Raw genomic sequence first — 15,239 nt, 5'->3', positions numbered from 1 at the left:
AGGCCCGGCTCAGCAAGCGACCAACCGCGCGTTACGGTCAGAAATTCAGGCGATAGTGCACCGCGTAGGACTCGACACCATCGTTAGGCTGTTTGATACCCGCATTAGAGTAATGCATGGCGCGAATACCGATCTCGTGGCCACCGGTGAAACGCAAGCCAGCGCCAATACGGTCTTCGAACTGGAACGACGAGCCCAAATCATTGGACTCCAGACGCGTGCTGGAGAATGCCGCCACGCCGATGCCTGCTTCCAGATAGGGTTTGACGTTCTGCCCGGCGAATTCGTAAACAAAGACCGGCGCAAAGGACACGCTATGGTTAGTGGCGGTATCGTCGCCCTGCCAATAGGTGTAGCCAGCATCCCAGTAGCCGCCCAAATGGCCAACGCTGCTTTCGAACCAGCGAGTGTTGAAATCGAACTGGGTACCGATGCGGTAAACCATGGTGGAGTCGCCAGACTGACCTACGGAAAAGGTCAAGCCTGCGGCCTGAACTGCTGATACCGAGCCAAAAGACAACGCAACTGCAGCGGCCAAGCCAACCAGCTTCTTCATCGAAATATCCTTTTTATATGGATCAGGGATTTGTTAAGTGTGTGCATGTGAAAACTACAGTTACAGACTTTAGCCAAGTTCCATTTGTTCTAAAAATATTTGATGGCCAATGGCTCCGCTCATTACTCCCGCCACGGATATAGAGTGCCAAGCGAACGTCGTGCCAAACGCTGCTAGCTGCGCATAGTGGATCTGAGTGAAGTGCATCGATGAGGACGGCAAGCAAGCCTTGCAAGATTAGCCGCCTGCCTGGCAGCTCGTTCCAAAGACACGTCAGGAAAATCGGCTTACAGACGCAGCACTGCCCCAAAGCGTGGGCAGTACCCGTTGCATCAGCAACGGCTCGCCACTGCACCAGAAATGCTCAGGAGCGGCCGGGCCGTTGGCCAGTAGCTGGCGCTCGCTCAACAGCCGCTGAAGCTGCCGCGCCACGGCCGCACCGGTGTCGATCAGGCTGATGGACGGATCCAGCCACTCCCTCAGCAGCGGCTTGAGAAAAGGGTAATGGGTACAGCCGAGAATCAGCGTGTCGCAACCGGCATCCAACAGCGGCTGGACGTAACCGCGTAACAGCGCATGCAACGCCGGGCTGTGCAGATCCCCCGCCTCGATCAATTCAACCAGCCCTGGGCAGGGCTGCGTGACCACTCGCACATCGCTGGCGAACTGGTCGAGCAGCGCAGCGAAACGCGCGCTTTTCAGCGTGCCGGTAGTGGCCAGCACACCGACCACGCCGGAGCGAGTTGCCGCAGCCGCCGGCTTGACTGCTGGCTCCATGGCGACCAGGGGCAGTTGTGGATAGAGCGCGCGCAGCTCTGCCACAGCCGCCACGGTTGCGGTATTGCATGCCAGCACCAGCGCTTTGGCACCCCGCGCAAGGAGGAACTCGGCGATTGCCCGACAACGCTCGCGAATGTACTCGGCGCTTTTCTCGCCATAAGGCACGTGTCCGCTGTCCGCGACGTACAGCAGCGACTCGTTGGGCAACAATGTGCGGATTTCTCGCAGCACCGTGAGGCCACCCACACCGGAATCGAAAACCCCGATCGGCGCCTCACTCATCGGCATGGTGTCCGCACACGGCGCACCCGGGATCGCGCTTGACCCGCAGCTCGCGAAAGCGCGAGCCCAGGGCATCGATCAGCAGCAGTCGGCCCACCAGCGGTTCGCCAAAACAGGCCAGCAACTTCAAGGCTTCCAACGCCTGCAGGCTACCGACCAGGCCGACCAGCGGTCCGGCAACGCCAGCTTCACTGCAGGTCAGCTCAGCCTCACTGCCATGACCATACAGGCAGTGATAGCAGGGACTGGTTTGGACGCGCGGATCGAACACCGACAACTGCCCTTCCAGACGGATCGCCGCGCCGCTGACCAGCGGTTTGCCGGCCGCCACACAGGCCGCGTTGACCGCTTCGCGGGTGGTGAAATTGTCCGAACAGTCGAGCACCAGGTCGACGGCACTTACTGCCCCGGCCAAGGAATCCGCGTCCAATGCATGACGATGAGCACGCAGGGTGATGCTCGGATTGATCGCGGCCAGCCGCGCCAGTGCCGAGTCCACCTTGCTCTGGCCGATACTGGAGGTGTCATGGGCGATCTGCCGCTGCAGGTTACTCAGGTCGACCGTGTCGAAATCCGCCAGGTGCAACTCGCCCACCCCTGCGGCCGCCAGGTACAGCGCCACTGGCGAGCCAAGGCCACCCAGGCCGACGATCAGCGCCCGGCTGCCCTTGAGGCGCAGCTGGCCATCGATATCGATCTGCGACAGCAGGATCTGCCGGCTGTAGCGCAGCAGTTCGTCGTCACTCAATTGTTCATTCATGCGGCCACCGTCCCACACTGATGCGCTCATGATTGGCCAGATCGCGCCGGCTGTGAACCTCGCTGAAACCGCGCGTGACAAGCAGTTCGCGCACCGCTTCGGCCTGATCGAAGCCATGTTCGAGCAATAACCAGCCCGGCGCGGCCAAATGCGCCGGCGCCTGGTCGATGATCAAGCGGATATCGTCCAGCCCATCGCGGCCGGAAACCAATGCGCTGCTCGGCTCGAAACGCACGTCACCTTCGCCGAGGTGGCGGTCGTCGCTGGCTATATAAGGAGGATTGCTGACGATCAATCCATAACGCTCGCCGGCCAGCGCGTCGAACCAGTTGCTGGTTTTCAGCACGGCGTTGCTCAGCCCCAGGCGTACGCGGTTGCGCTCCGCCAAAGCCACGGCGTCGTTGACCCGGTCGACGCCGGTCACCTGCCAAACCGGGCGCTCGCTGGCCAGCGCGAGAGCAATGGCGCCGCTGCCAGTTCCCAGATCGAGCACACGGGCCGGGCTGCCAGGCAACAGCGCGAGCGCGGTCTCCACCAGTAACTCGGTGTCCGGGCGCGGAATCAGAGTGTGCGGCGCGACGTCCAGGTCCAGGCTCCAGAACCCCTGCCGGCCGAGGATGTAAGCCACCGGCTCGCCGTTGCCGCGGCGAGCCAGGCTGGCCGCGAATCGCGCAGCCGCATCGGCCTCGACCTCACGATCAGACCAGGTGCGCAGATAGCTGCGCGGCTTGCCGAGGGCATCGGCCAGTAGCAGCTCGGCGTCCAGACGGGCGCTGGGCGAGTCCGGCAGGTAGGCGGCGTGGAGCAGGGATTCGATGGTCGCCATGGTTCTCTCTCGGGGCAGCTCGGGTGAGACGTGCCGCAGATCGCTAGCAGCGGCGGACGAAAAACGCGTCGGTTACGCGCCTCATCATCCGACGGCTAACAGACCTGCGCTGCCGCGGCTCAATCGCCGAGTGCCGCCAGCTGGTCGGCCTGGTATTCGGCGAGCAACGGTTCGATCACCGCGTCGACACCGCCGGCAATCACTTCGTTGAGCGAATACAGCGTCAGGTTGATGCGGTGATCGGTGACCCGGCCCTGGGGAAAATTGTAGGTGCGGATGCGCTCGGAGCGATCACCGGAACCGACCAGCAGCTTGCGCGTGTCGGATATTTCCTTGTGCGCAGCGGACTCCTGCTGATCCTTGAGCTTGGCCGCCAGCCAGGCCATGGCCTTGGCGCGGTTCTTGTGCTGCGAGCGTTCTTCCTGACACTCCACCACAGTGCCGGTGGGAATGTGGGTGATGCGGATCGCCGAATCGGTGGTGTTGACGTGCTGACCACCGGCGCCCGAAGAGCGGTAGGTATCGACGCGCAGATCGGCAGGGTTGATCTCGATGGCCATCTGCTCGTCTGGCTCCGGCAATACTGCCACGGTGCAGGCCGAGGTGTGGATGCGCCCCTGGGATTCGGTTTCCGGCACGCGTTGCACACGGTGCGCACCGGATTCGAATTTGAGCTTGGCGAACACATTGTCACCCTCTACCCGGGCAATCACCTCCTTGAAACCGCCGTGCTCGCCCTCGTTGGCGGACAACACTTCGACGCGCCAGCCCTGCTTCTCGGCATAGCGCGAATACATGCGAAACAGGTCGCCAGAGAAAATCGCCGCCTCGTCGCCGCCGGTACCGGCGCGCACTTCGAGAAACACGTTGCGCCCGTCGTTAGGGTCCTTGGGCAGCAACATGCGCTGCAGGCTGTCTTCCAGTTCGAGGAGGCGCGCCTTGGCGGTGTCGACTTCTTCCTCGGCCATTTCACGCATGTCCGGGTCGCTGTCCTTGAGCAGCGCCTGGGCAGCCTCCAGGTCGGCCTGCACCTTGCGGAACTCGCGAAACGCCATGATCACCGGTTCAATCTCGGCGTATTCCTTGGAATAGGCGCGAAACTGGCTTTGATTACCGATCACGTCAGCATCACTGAGCAGGGCCGTGACCTCTTCGAAACGATCCTGCAACACGTCGAGTTTATTGATCAGCGAAGCTTTCATTGCATGCCTTCTATTTATTGACCAAGCCGGACGACGCGCCTTCTTCGAGGGCGAAAAGTTCCTGGGCCACGCCGAGCGCATCGACGCGCCCATCGGCAGAGAATTTTTTCAGCTGCACGCTGGGCGCATGCAGCAACTTGTTGGTCAGGCCGCGGGCCAGCTGGGCCAATACCTCTTCGGCAGCGGCGCCGTTAGCGAGCATGCGTTGGGCGCGGGCCAGCTCGTCATCACGCAAGCGCTCGGCCTGCTGACGGTAAGCACGCAGCACATCCACCGCGGCCAGCTCACGCAGGCGCACCATGAAGTCGTCGGCGCCCACGGCGACCAGCTCTTCGGCGGCCTGAGCAGCGCCCTGACGGCTTTTGAGGTTTTCGGCGATCACTTCATGCAGGTCATCGACGGTATACAGATACACGTCATCCAGCTCGCCAACCTGGGGTTCGATGTCCCGCGGCACGGCGATGTCGACCATGAAAATCGGTTTGTGCTTGCGCTGTTTCAGCGCACTTTCCACCGCGCCCTTGCCGAGAATTGGCAACTGGCTGGCAGTGGAGCTGATGACGATATCGCTGTGCGCCAGCTCCTGAGGAATATCCGAGAGCAGCACGGCGTGCGCGCCGAACTGTTCGGCCAGGCTGCTGGCGCGCTCAAGGGTACGATTGGCCACGACGATGCGTTTGATGCCTTGGTCATGCAGATGCCGGGCGACCAGGCTGATGGTCTCGCCGGCGCCGATCAGCAACGCCTGGCTGCGGTGCAGGTCGGTGAAGATCTGCTTGGCCAGGCTCACGGCAGCAAAAGCCACCGACACCGGGTTTTCGCCGATGGCGGTGTCGGTGCGCACCTGCTTCGCGGTGCTGAAGGTGGCCTGAAACAGGCGGCCGAGCAATGGGCCCAGGGTGCCGGCCTCACGGGCAACGGCAAAGGCGGACTTCATCTGGCCGAGAATCTGCGGTTCGCCCAGCACCATCGAGTCGAGGCCGGAAGCCACGCGCATCATGTGACGAACTGCCGCATCGTCTTCATGGATATAAGCGCAGGCACGCAGCTCATCGACACTCAAATGGTGATAATCGGCCAGCCAGCCGAGCACCGCATCGACACCCTCCCCGTCCTGTTCGAGGTACAACTCGCTGCGGTTGCAGGTCGACAGAATCGCCGCCTCACGGCTTGGCGTGTGCCGACACAGCAGCTGCAGGGCCTCCACCAGCTGCTCTGGGGTAAACGCCACGCGCTCGCGGACGTCCACCGAAGCGGTCTTGTGGTTGATACCGAGGGCGATAAAGGCCATGCACGTCGCTGACAGGGGGGTGGAAGCCGGTAATTGTCCTACTTCGATCGGTGCAGGACAACCATTGGCCAGCGCATGGCGACGATAGTCCGCATTGATCGCAGGCAATGAGAATTACTCAACCTGGCTGACGCCAGCGCTTTACAGGTAGCTCTCAACACCGGTAAGTGCGGCTCGGGGAACGTATCGGCGCAAGGCACCATCAATCCGCCATCGCGGCCAGCCCACTGCTGTTAAACGACAGACATTTATCCGATGCAACACAGCCCGCCTGAGACAGTCAAAGCTCTCATCGCCAGGACACACGGCCTGCCCATGGGCTTGCCCAACGGCTTGTGTCATGATGGCCAAAACCGCAGGTTAGTCGCATTTTCCCTTATGAATAGACCCATCGCGTTGCTGACCGCCCTTGCCTTTTTGGGCGGTTGCCAGACTTTCTCGCCGTCCGCTCCGGACGGCAACGTGCCTGTTGAAGAACCGGGCAGCGAAGCACAGGCCGAGGCGCCTGAGGCGTACGGCTCGTTCAGCCAGGAAACCATGCTGGCCTTGCTGACCGCCGAACTGGCCGGCCAGCGCAACCGCTTCGACATTGCCCTGAACAATTACGTCCAGCAGGCCAACTCGACGCAGGACCCTGGCATCGCCGAGCGCGGTTTCCGCATCGCCGAGTACCTGGGTGCCGAGCAGGAAGCGCTGGACACCTCGCTGGTCTGGGCCAAGAACGCGCCTACCAGTGTCGACGCGCAACGCGCCGCCGCCTTGCAACTGGCGCGCGCCGGCCGCTACGACGAATCCATGGTGTACATGGAGCGCGTGCTGCAGCGCCAAGGCAACACCCACTTCGACTTCCTCGCGCTGTCTGCAGCGGACACCGACCCGGACACCCGTGCCGGCTTGCTGCAAAGCTTCGACCGCCTGCTTGGCAAGTACCCGAACGACGGCCAGTTGCTGTTCGGCAAGGCACTGCTCCTGCAGCAGGACGGCCGCCCCGAAGAAGCCCTGAAGCTGCTCGAAACCAGTACCGCCAAGCATGACCAGTCGGCGCCGCTGCTACTCCGTGCGCGCCTGCTGCAGAGCCTGGGTCGCGGCGAAGAAGCATTGCCACTGCTCAAGAAAGGCATGGAGCGCAGCCCCAACGACAAGCGCCTGCGCCTGACCTACGCCCGCCAATTGGTCGAGCTGGGCCGCATGGACGACGCACGCAGCGAATTCTCCTCGTTGCTGCAGCAGTTTCCCGAAGACGACGACCTGCGTTTCTCCCTGGCACTGGTGTGCCTGGAAGCCGAAGCCTGGCGCGAGGCCATCGTTTACCTGGAGGAGCTGATCCAGCGCGACGCACACGTCGATCCGGCGCAGTACAACCTTGGCCGTGCCCATGAAGCCCTCGGCAATGTCGACGAAGCGCTACTCGCCTACTCGCTGGTGGGTGGGGGCAACGATTACCTGCCCGCCCAGGCGCGCCTGACCGATCTACTGGTCGCCAACGGCCGTGGCGCCGAAGCCTCCAAGCACTTGGCAGAAGCTCGTGACAGCGAGCCGGAATACGCCCTGCAGCTGTACCTGATCGAGGCGGAGGCACTGTCCAAGCAGAACCAGCCGGACCAGGCCTGGGCGCTCATCCAGGATGCGCTCAAGCAATACCCTGGCGACGTGAATCTGCTGTACACACGCGCCATGCTCGCCGAGCCACGTAATGACTTGAAGCAGCTGGAGCGTGATCTGCGCACCATCATCGAGCGCCAACCTGACAACGCCATGGCCCTCAACGCGCTCGGCTACACGCTGGTTGACCGCACCGATCGCCACCAGGAAGGCCTGCAGCTGATTCAGCAGGCACATGATCTCAACCCTGAAGACCCGGCAATTCTCGACAGCCTGGGCTGGGCAAACTTTCGCCTGGGCAACTTGGCCGAAGCGGAAAAACTGCTGCGCCAGGCATTCGAGCGCTTCCCGGACCATGAAGTCGCGGCCCATTTGGGCGAAACCCTGTGGGCGCAGAACAAGCAGCGCGAGGCCAGGAAAATCTGGCGCGACGCGCTCAAGGAACAACCAGACAGTGAAATCCTGCGCAGCACAGTGCTGCGCCTGACCGGATCAGAGAGGCCTTGATGCAGTTTCGCCCCTTACTCGTACTCGCTCTGGTAACCCTGCTGGCCGGCTGTTCCGGCCTGGCAACCCATGAGGCGGTGGAACAAGGCCTGGGTGACCCGGCTCGCTGGCAGGCGCACAAACAGCAGATCGGCACCATCGATGGCTGGCAGATCAACGGCAAGGTCGGCATCCGCGCACCGCGCGATTCCGGAAGCGGCACGCTGTTCTGGTTGCAACGCCAGGATTATGCGGACATCCGCCTGTCCGGCCCGCTGGGTCGCGGTGCGGCGCGCCTCACCGGGCGGCCAGGTGATGTGCAACTGGAGGTCGCCAATCAGGGCCGCTACCAGGCCGAATCCCCCGAGGAATTGCTGCAACAGCAACTGGGCCTCAACTTGCCGGTTTCCCACTTGCTTTGGTGGATTCGCGGCTTGCCCGCGCCGGACAGCAAAAGCCGCCTGACGCTCGATGCCGACAGCCGGCTCGCACAGTTGAGCCAGGACGGCTGGGAAGTCAGCTACACCCGCTATGTCGAACAGAATGGTTACTGGCTGCCAGAACGCCTGCGCCTCGAAGGCCACGACATCCAGGTGACGCTAGTGATCAAGGACTGGCAACCGCGCCAGCTCGGCCAGTAAAGCGCTTGCAGCCAGGGCGGATGGCGCCCTGGGTAAATGCATGCATATGGCGATGGTGGATGGGTGAAGCGTCATCACCCTACATCACGCATAGCCTGCGGTTGAACGCAGCGATGCCCAGAGCGTATTCCCGGATGTCGCTGCGCTCGACCCAGGCATCGGGCTGCGTTAGCCTGCGCTACCTCTTATCTCCCCTCGCCAGCCATTGCTCCCATGACCGACGCCATACCTGCTCACGCCGAACTCGTCCTGCCCGCTCCGGCCAAACTGAATCTGATGCTGCATATCCTCGGCCGGCGCGATGACGGTTATCACGAGCTGCAGACCCTGTTCCAGTTTCTTAGCCACGGTGACGAGCTTGGGTTCAGCCAGCGCGATGATGGCGTTATCCGCTTGCACACCGAGATCGACGGCGTACCTCACGACGCCAACCTGATCGTACGCGCGGCGCGGCAATTGCAGGAACACAGCGGCACGCGGCTGGGTGCTGATATCTGGCTGGACAAACGCCTGCCGATGGGCGGCGGTATAGGCGGCGGCAGCTCGGATGCGGCCACCACCCTGCTCGGCCTCGCTCACCTCTGGCAGCTGGACTGGAGTGAAGATCGCCTGGCAGCGCTGGGCCTGAGCCTGGGCGCGGACGTGCCGGTATTCGTGCGCGGCCGCGCCGCATTCGCCGAAGGCGTCGGTGAGAAACTCACACCGGTCGAGCTGCCCGAGCCCTGGTTTCTCGTTGCCGTACCGCAAGTGCTTGTCAGCACAGCAGAAGTTTTCTCCGATGGCGAGTTGACACGCGATACGCCGCCCATTAAAGTTCGCAGCCTTCTTGAGGGGGGTGGTCGTAATGACTGCCAGCCGGTCGTCGAGAAGCGTTACCCAGCTGTACGTAACGCACTGATCTTGCTGAACAAATTTGTTCCAACAAGATTGACCGGCACTGGAGCTTGTGTGTTTGGGAGCTTCCCAAACAAGGACGATGCTGATAAAGTCGCCCGCCAACTTCCAGCCACACTGCCAAGTTTTGTCGCACGCGGTGCCAACGTTTCGATGTTGCATCACAGGTTGCAAGAACTGGCCAGGAAGTGAATGCGTAGCATCGGTTATACGTTACAGGGGCGTCGCCAAGCGGTAAGGCACCAGGTTTTGATCCTGGCATGCGTTGGTTCGAATCCAGCCGCCCCTGCCATAACCACCCAAGGGTGGCTCGTACTACCGAATTGAGCAGCATTGCGTCACACACGATACAGGGGCGTCGCCAAGCGGTAAGGCACCAGGTTTTGATCCTGGCATGCGTTGGTTCGAATCCAGCCGCCCCTGCCATTTTTATACTCATCCAGGTTACCCTCAGCCGGCAGGTACTGCGCGTGTCCAAGATGATGGTCTTTACGGGGAACGCTAACCCCGATCTGGCGCGACGTATCGTTCGTCAGCTGCACATCCCCCTCGGCGATGCCTCTGTCGGAAAGTTTTCCGACGGCGAAATCATGATTGAAATCAACGAAAACGTCCGCGGTAAAGACGTATTCCTGATTCAGCCGACGTGCGCGCCAACCAATGACAACCTGATGGAACTGGTAGTGATGGCCGATGCCTTCCGCCGCTCCTCAGCCACTCGAATCACTGCTGTCATCCCCTACTTCGGCTATGCCCGCCAGGATCGCCGTCCGCGTTCCGCCCGCGTGGCAATCAGCGCCAAAGTCGTGGCCGACATGCTGACCGTTGTAGGCATCGACCGTGTTCTCACCGTCGACCTGCACGCGGACCAGATTCAAGGCTTCTTCGATATCCCCGTCGACAACATCTACGGCTCGCCCGTACTGGTCGACGACATCGAAGATCAGCGTTTCGACAACCTGATGATCGTCTCCCCGGACATTGGCGGTGTGGTGCGCGCTCGCGCCGTCGCCAAATCCCTGGGTGTGGACCTGGCGATCATCGACAAGCGTCGTGAGAAAGCCAACCACTCCGAGGTGATGCACATCATCGGTGACGTGGAAGGCCGTACCTGCATCCTGGTCGACGACATGGTCGACACCGCCGGCACCCTGTGCCATGCGGCCAAGGCTCTGAAGGAACACGGCGCTGCCAAGGTGTTCGCCTATGCGACCCACGCGGTACTGTCGGGCCGCGCCATCGAGAACATCGAGAACTCGGTACTGGACGAACTGGTGGTGACCAACACCATCCCGTTGTCCGCCGCCGCGCAATCCTGTTCGCGCATTCGCCAACTGGACATCGCGCCGGTTGTCGCTGAAGCGGTACGCCGCATCAGCAATGAAGAATCGATCAGCGCGATGTTCCGTTAAGAACAACGCACTGATAAAAAACGCCTGGCCGCGTGGCCTGGCATTTCACTGAACCGCCCCGTCGCTGGTCGCAAGCGTAACGGGCGGTTTGGTTATTTTGGAGAAGTGAAATGACTGCTGAATTTACTGTGAATGCCGAAGCGCGTTCCGACCTGGGGAAAGGTGCGAGCCGCCGCCTGCGTCGTAACGCCGCCCTGGTTCCGGCTGTAATCTATGGTGGCGAGAAAGCCCCTGTATCGATCAGCCTGGTTGCCAAGGATTTCGCCAAACTGCTGGAAAACGAAGCCGCATTCAGCCACGTGCTGAACCTGGTCGTTGACGGCAAGAAAGAAAACGTACTGATCAAAGCTCTGCAGCGTCACCCGTCTAAGGGCTTCGTTCTGCACGCTGACTTCATCCGCGTCATTGCCGGCCAGAAGCTGACCGCTCACGCTCCTCTGCACTTCATCAACGAAGCCTCTGCAGTTGGCGTCAAGAAAGGCGGCGGCGAAATCCTGCACAGCCTGAGCGAAGTCGAAATCTCCTGCCTGCCGAAAGACCTGCCGGAGTTCATTGAAGTCGACATGGCCAATGTCGAAATCGACCAGACCGTTCACCTGTCCGACATCAAACTGCCGAAAGGCGTTGAGCTGGTTGCTCTGGCCCACGGCAGCGATCTGCCGGTTGCCAGCATCCACCTGCCGCGCGTTCGTGTAGAAGATACCGAAGGCGAAGGCGAAAGCACCGCCGAGTAATTGGCGAGCTCCTCACTTCGGTGAGGAACTGCTTCAAGAAAGGGCTCCTGTATGACTGCCGTACAACTGATCGTTGGCCTGGGTAACCCGGGTCCCGAATACGACCAGACCCGGCACAATGCAGGGGCCCTTTTCGTTGAGCGCCTGGCAGACAGCCAGCGCGTCAACCTCAGCGTTGATCGCAAGTATTTCGGCCTGGTGGGCAAATTCGCCCATGAGGGCCGCGAAGTTCGTCTGCTCATCCCCACCACGTTCATGAACCGCAGCGGCCAGTCCGTGGCGGCGTTGGCAAATTTCTTCAAGCTGGGGCCCGAAGAAATCCTGGTGGCCCACGACGAACTCGACATGCCTCCCGGCGTCGCCAAACTCAAACAGGGTGGCGGGCACGGCGGGCATAACGGGCTGCGCGACATTATCGCGCAACTCGGCAACCAGAATAATTTCCACCGCCTGCGGCTTGGCATCGGCCACCCCGGGCACGCCAGTATGGTTTCCAACTTCGTGCTGGGCCGCGCACCGCGTGGCGAGCAGGAACTGCTGGATGCCAGCATCGGTTTCGCTCTCGACGTCCTCCCGGAGATTCTTGCCGGTGACTGGACGGTAGCGATGCGCAAGCTGCACAGCCAGAAAGCCACTCTCTAAATTTTATCTACCGCCTTTGGCGCGAGGGACACACCATGGGATTCAATTGCGGCATCGTCGGCCTACCCAACGTCGGCAAGTCCACCCTGTTCAACGCCCTCACCAAATCCGGTATCGCGGCCGAGAACTTCCCGTTCTGCACCATCGAGCCGAACAGCGGCATCGTACCGATGCCCGACCCGCGCCTCGATGCGCTGGCGGAAATCGTCAAACCCGAGCGCGTAATTCCCACCACCATGGAATTCGTAGACATCGCCGGCTTGGTAGCAGGCGCGTCGAAAGGTGAAGGCCTGGGCAACAAATTCCTCGCCAACATCCGCGAGACCGACGCCATCGCCCACGTGGTGCGCTGCTTCGAAGACGAGAACGTCATCCACGTCGCCAACAGCGTCGACCCCAAGCGTGACATCGAGATCATCGACCTCGAACTGATCATGGCCGACCTCGACAGCTGCGAGAAGCAACTGCAGCGCGTCACCCGCACCGCCAAGGGCGGCGACAAGGAAGCCGTGGCGCAGAAAGCGCTGCTGGAAAAGCTCATCCCCCACTTCACCGAAGCCAAGCCGGCTCGCAGCCTGATGAAGACCCTGGGCGATGACGAGAAGCGCCTGGTCAAGACCTTCCACCTGCTGACCACCAAGCCGGTGATGTACATCGCCAACGTCGCCGAAGACGGCTTCGAGAACAACCCGCTGCTCGACGTGGTGCAAGCCATCGCCGACGCCGAAGGCGCCATCGTGGTACCGGTGTGCAACAAGATCGAGGCCGAGATCGCCGAGCTGGACGATCTGGAAGAAATGCAGATGTTCCTCGAAACCATGGGCATGACCGAGCCAGGCCTGAACCGCGTGATTCGTGCCGGTTACTCGATGCTCAACCTGCAGACCTACTTCACCGCTGGCGTGAAGGAAGTGCGCGCCTGGACCGTCAAGGTCGGTGCTACCGCACCGCAGTCTGCTGCCGCGATCCACACCGACTTCGAGAAAGGCTTCATCCGCGCCGAAGTCATCGCCTATGACGACTTCATCCAGTACAAGGGCGAAGCCGGTGCCAAGGAAGCCGGCAAATGGCGCCTGGAAGGCAAGGAATACATCGTCAAGGACGGCGACGTGATGCACTTCCGCTTCAACGTCTAAGCCGCCCTGCGCGACACCAAGCCCCTCCAGAGCCCGCTCTCGAGGGGCTTTGCTTTTGCAAGCCAGCGATAATCTAAACACCCGCGCTACAGGACCCTCTATTAAGGTGAAGCCAATGCCTTGAGAGGGCGCTTGCCATGGATATGCTTTCCCACCGCCTGATGCTGCACTACCTCGCCAACCTGGGCGAAGCCTCGGGCGACTTTGGGGCATCGCCACACAGCGAACACGCTCCAGAGAGCGCCGAGCTACTGCACCTGACGCGCAACGACTGGATGCCCAACAACAGCGAGCATCCCGTGCGGGTTTACCGACAGGTGCTCAAGGGGCTACCGGGCGCAGCTGGCACGCAGCAGCTGTTTAAGGCCCACGGTTGGCCTGCGCAGTGGGTAGATGGCATCTTTGACTACCACCACTACCACAGCAACGCGCACGAGGTGCTAGGCGTCATCCAGGGCCATGCGCGAGTGATGGTGGGCGGCCCTGGCGGCCAGGAGCTGAACGTGCAGGCAGGCGATGTGCTGGTGCTACCGGCCGGCACCGGACACTGCAACGTTGGCAGCAGCGATGATTTCCTCGTAGTAGGCGGTTATCCGCACGGTCAGGAACCGGACCTCTGCCGAGCGGCGCCAACTGCCGAACAACAGCGCGCCATCGAGCAAACGCCCTACCCCTGTAGTGATCCCGTTCTCGGCTAAACAGTCCATTTCGCACGAGCCGAGGGCGAAACACAGCCACTCCTAGCGGAAAAACGGCTAAGCGTTTGAAAGTGCGTAAATTTATTATGCAGAAAGGGTTGACACACTAAGGGCTTCTGCGGAAAATGCGCGCCACTCGGCTACGTAGCTCAGCTGGTTAGAGCATAGCATTCATAATGCTGGGGTCCGGGGTTCAAGTCCCTGCGTAGCCACCAAACAAAACAAGGGTTTACCGAAAGGTAAGCCCTTTTTTGTGCGTGCGTGAAAATGCTGGTTGACTGCGATCCGCTCGTCACGCATCAGAACGGTTCTCAGGCTGAATGCGTGGGCCGTGAATGGCTCGAAGCCGATTACAAACGCTTGGCGGCACTGCCATAGACTTTGTTTAGCTCTCGCTTGCCTACCGCAATCACGGTGACAACCAGACGAGCATCAATCACCTCATACACCAAGCGGTGACCGATAGAGCGCAGCTTGATCTTGTAGCAGTTGGGCATATCCCGAAGCTTGTCGGCCTCGATCCTGGGATTATCTAGACGCTCCTTGAGCTTTTTGGCGAACTGCAACTGAATGGTGTTGCCAAGCTTGTCCCACTCCTTGAGTGCCTGGACGTTGAACTCCAGGGAGTACTTAGTCGGATCCGCCGGCTTGCGCGATGAGGTCATCGATATCTACTCGTACAGTGGATTCACCACGTCGCTCACGCACGATCTCAGCCAGACGCAGATCATCAATCAGCTCCAGCATGGCTTCGTAGCGTGCGGGGGGCACGGCATAGAACGCTGGCTCATTTCGATTGAGGATCACGACCGTTTCGCCGCCGCCTTCACGGATGGTGCCCATAGGGTCTTTTTTAAGGTCTGTCACCGACGCCGCAACGTCAGCCAGCACCGCGTATGTCATCGCCATAGCCACCTGTTCTCGCTCTCTATCTCTATCTCTAAATGCGCCTGAGCTCTCTGTACTGGCCAGCCACCGTGCCTCATTGGGCCTATCCGGGCTTTCATCTCTATGGGCCGAGCTATCGTATGCAGGACTTGTCTTCGTATGGTTGTGTGCGAACACGGGGTAAGCGCTGGCACCATAGCACGGCAAAAAGCACTTTTAAAAGCACCATTTTGCATAAGATTGAAAGCGCTTTTCACTCAAGCACTTAGGCCAGACGATGCCGTAAAAAGGTGTCCCCTTTGGACTGCACTTCACCATTCAGTGGGAACAAGCGGGTAGCTTTGGCGGCTGCGTGTATCGGTTTTAGCGGAATCCAGCATGCTTGACAGCCAGTTGCGCTTTTTCATAA

Annotated in this window: 16 protein-coding genes and 3 tRNA genes; 11 read left to right on the top strand and 8 right to left on the bottom strand. The window is 60.9% G+C overall.

From position 1 onward, the window contains the following. Nucleotides 1–37: 37 nt before the first annotated feature. From BLS60_RS00320 to hemA, 6 genes are all read right to left on the bottom strand, one after another. On the bottom strand, nucleotides 38–556 hold the full coding sequence (locus tag BLS60_RS00320) for an acyloxyacyl hydrolase (protein ID WP_070881196.1): 519 nt from the start codon (nucleotides 554–556) through the stop codon (nucleotides 38–40). 273 nt (nucleotides 557–829) lie between these two features. After that, nucleotides 830–1,618, bottom strand: a complete 789-nt coding sequence (gene murI / locus BLS60_RS00315; RefSeq protein WP_092365211.1) for a glutamate racemase — start codon at nucleotides 1,616–1,618, stop codon at nucleotides 830–832. Then, nucleotides 1,611–2,378, bottom strand: coding sequence for a molybdopterin-synthase adenylyltransferase MoeB (locus BLS60_RS00310; protein ID WP_092365214.1), 768 nt, complete (start codon nucleotides 2,376–2,378; stop codon nucleotides 1,611–1,613). The genes murI and BLS60_RS00310 overlap by 8 nt, the downstream gene beginning before the upstream one ends. Next, entirely contained in the window at nucleotides 2,371–3,204 is an 834-nt protein-coding gene (gene prmC / locus BLS60_RS00305; RefSeq protein ID WP_092363389.1) for a peptide chain release factor N(5)-glutamine methyltransferase, read from the bottom strand. The genes BLS60_RS00310 and prmC overlap by 8 nt, the downstream gene beginning before the upstream one ends. A 119-nt stretch (nucleotides 3,205–3,323) precedes the next feature. Next, nucleotides 3,324–4,406 (bottom strand): peptide chain release factor 1, encoded by a 1,083-nt coding sequence (prfA, locus tag BLS60_RS00300; protein WP_070881192.1) that lies wholly within the window; start codon nucleotides 4,404–4,406, stop codon nucleotides 3,324–3,326. Nucleotides 4,407–4,416: 10 nt separating this feature from the next. Further along, a complete protein-coding gene (hemA, locus tag BLS60_RS00295) occupies nucleotides 4,417–5,697 on the bottom strand; it encodes a glutamyl-tRNA reductase (RefSeq protein ID WP_070881191.1) in 1,281 nt (426 codons plus the stop codon). Between the two features lie 378 nt (nucleotides 5,698–6,075). Between hemA and BLS60_RS00290 the strand changes: the two genes are divergently transcribed. The 11 genes from BLS60_RS00290 (at nucleotide 6,076) to BLS60_RS00240 (ending at nucleotide 14,157) form a co-directional block, all read left to right on the top strand. Next, on the top strand, nucleotides 6,076–7,806 hold the full coding sequence (locus tag BLS60_RS00290; RefSeq protein ID WP_092363387.1) for a tetratricopeptide repeat protein: 1,731 nt from the start codon (nucleotides 6,076–6,078) through the stop codon (nucleotides 7,804–7,806). Continuing rightward, nucleotides 7,806–8,426, top strand: coding sequence for a lipoprotein insertase outer membrane protein LolB (gene lolB / locus BLS60_RS00285; protein ID WP_070881189.1), 621 nt, complete (start codon nucleotides 7,806–7,808; stop codon nucleotides 8,424–8,426). The genes BLS60_RS00290 and lolB overlap by 1 nt, the downstream gene beginning before the upstream one ends. Before the next feature lie 213 nt (nucleotides 8,427–8,639). Then, the gene (ispE, locus tag BLS60_RS00280; RefSeq protein ID WP_092363384.1) at nucleotides 8,640–9,512 is read left to right on the top strand and encodes a 4-(cytidine 5'-diphospho)-2-C-methyl-D-erythritol kinase; all 873 of its coding nucleotides are present in this window, start codon (nucleotides 8,640–8,642) and stop codon (nucleotides 9,510–9,512) included. A gap of 25 nt (nucleotides 9,513–9,537) precedes the next feature. After that, nucleotides 9,538–9,612 (top strand) — tRNA-Gln (locus BLS60_RS00275). A 59-nt stretch (nucleotides 9,613–9,671) separates the two neighbouring features. After that, nucleotides 9,672–9,746: transfer RNA gene (locus tag BLS60_RS00270), tRNA-Gln, on the top strand. A 44-nt stretch (nucleotides 9,747–9,790) separates the two neighbouring features. Then, nucleotides 9,791–10,732 carry a ribose-phosphate pyrophosphokinase gene (locus BLS60_RS00265; RefSeq protein ID WP_070881187.1) on the top strand — a complete coding sequence of 314 codons (942 nt, stop codon included), beginning with the start codon at nucleotides 9,791–9,793 and terminating at the stop codon, nucleotides 10,730–10,732. Between the two features lie 110 nt (nucleotides 10,733–10,842). Continuing rightward, the gene (locus BLS60_RS00260; RefSeq protein ID WP_070881186.1) at nucleotides 10,843–11,466 is read left to right on the top strand and encodes a 50S ribosomal protein L25/general stress protein Ctc; all 624 of its coding nucleotides are present in this window, start codon (nucleotides 10,843–10,845) and stop codon (nucleotides 11,464–11,466) included. Nucleotides 11,467–11,517: 51 nt separating this feature from the next. Further along, nucleotides 11,518–12,108: an aminoacyl-tRNA hydrolase gene (gene pth / locus BLS60_RS00255; protein WP_092363381.1), complete on the top strand. Its 591-nt coding sequence runs from the start codon at nucleotides 11,518–11,520 to the stop codon at nucleotides 12,106–12,108. 35 nt (nucleotides 12,109–12,143) lie between these two features. Then, complete coding sequence (gene ychF / locus BLS60_RS00250) at nucleotides 12,144–13,244, top strand: redox-regulated ATPase YchF (protein ID WP_070881184.1); 1,101 nt, start codon at nucleotides 12,144–12,146, stop codon at nucleotides 13,242–13,244. 137 nt (nucleotides 13,245–13,381) lie between these two features. After that, nucleotides 13,382–13,942 (top strand): cupin domain-containing protein, encoded by a 561-nt coding sequence (locus BLS60_RS00245; RefSeq protein WP_244153334.1) that lies wholly within the window; start codon nucleotides 13,382–13,384, stop codon nucleotides 13,940–13,942. A gap of 138 nt (nucleotides 13,943–14,080) precedes the next feature. Further along, a tRNA-Met gene (locus BLS60_RS00240) sits at nucleotides 14,081–14,157 on the top strand. A 135-nt stretch (nucleotides 14,158–14,292) separates the two neighbouring features. Here BLS60_RS00240 and BLS60_RS00235 read toward each other — a convergent pair. After that, a complete protein-coding gene (locus BLS60_RS00235; protein WP_092363379.1) occupies nucleotides 14,293–14,607 on the bottom strand; it encodes a type II toxin-antitoxin system RelE family toxin in 315 nt (104 codons plus the stop codon). Further along, entirely contained in the window at nucleotides 14,573–14,845 is a 273-nt protein-coding gene (locus tag BLS60_RS00230; RefSeq protein WP_208597275.1) for a type II toxin-antitoxin system Phd/YefM family antitoxin, read from the bottom strand. Before BLS60_RS00230 ends, BLS60_RS00235 begins: the two co-directional genes overlap by 35 nt. Nucleotides 14,846–15,239: the final 394 nt, after the last annotated feature.

This window comes from Phytopseudomonas seleniipraecipitans, assembly GCF_900102335.1.
Classification (GTDB): Bacteria; Pseudomonadota; Gammaproteobacteria; order Pseudomonadales; family Pseudomonadaceae; genus Aquipseudomonas; species Aquipseudomonas seleniipraecipitans.
This window is presented reverse-complemented; position numbering and strand designations above follow the sequence as displayed.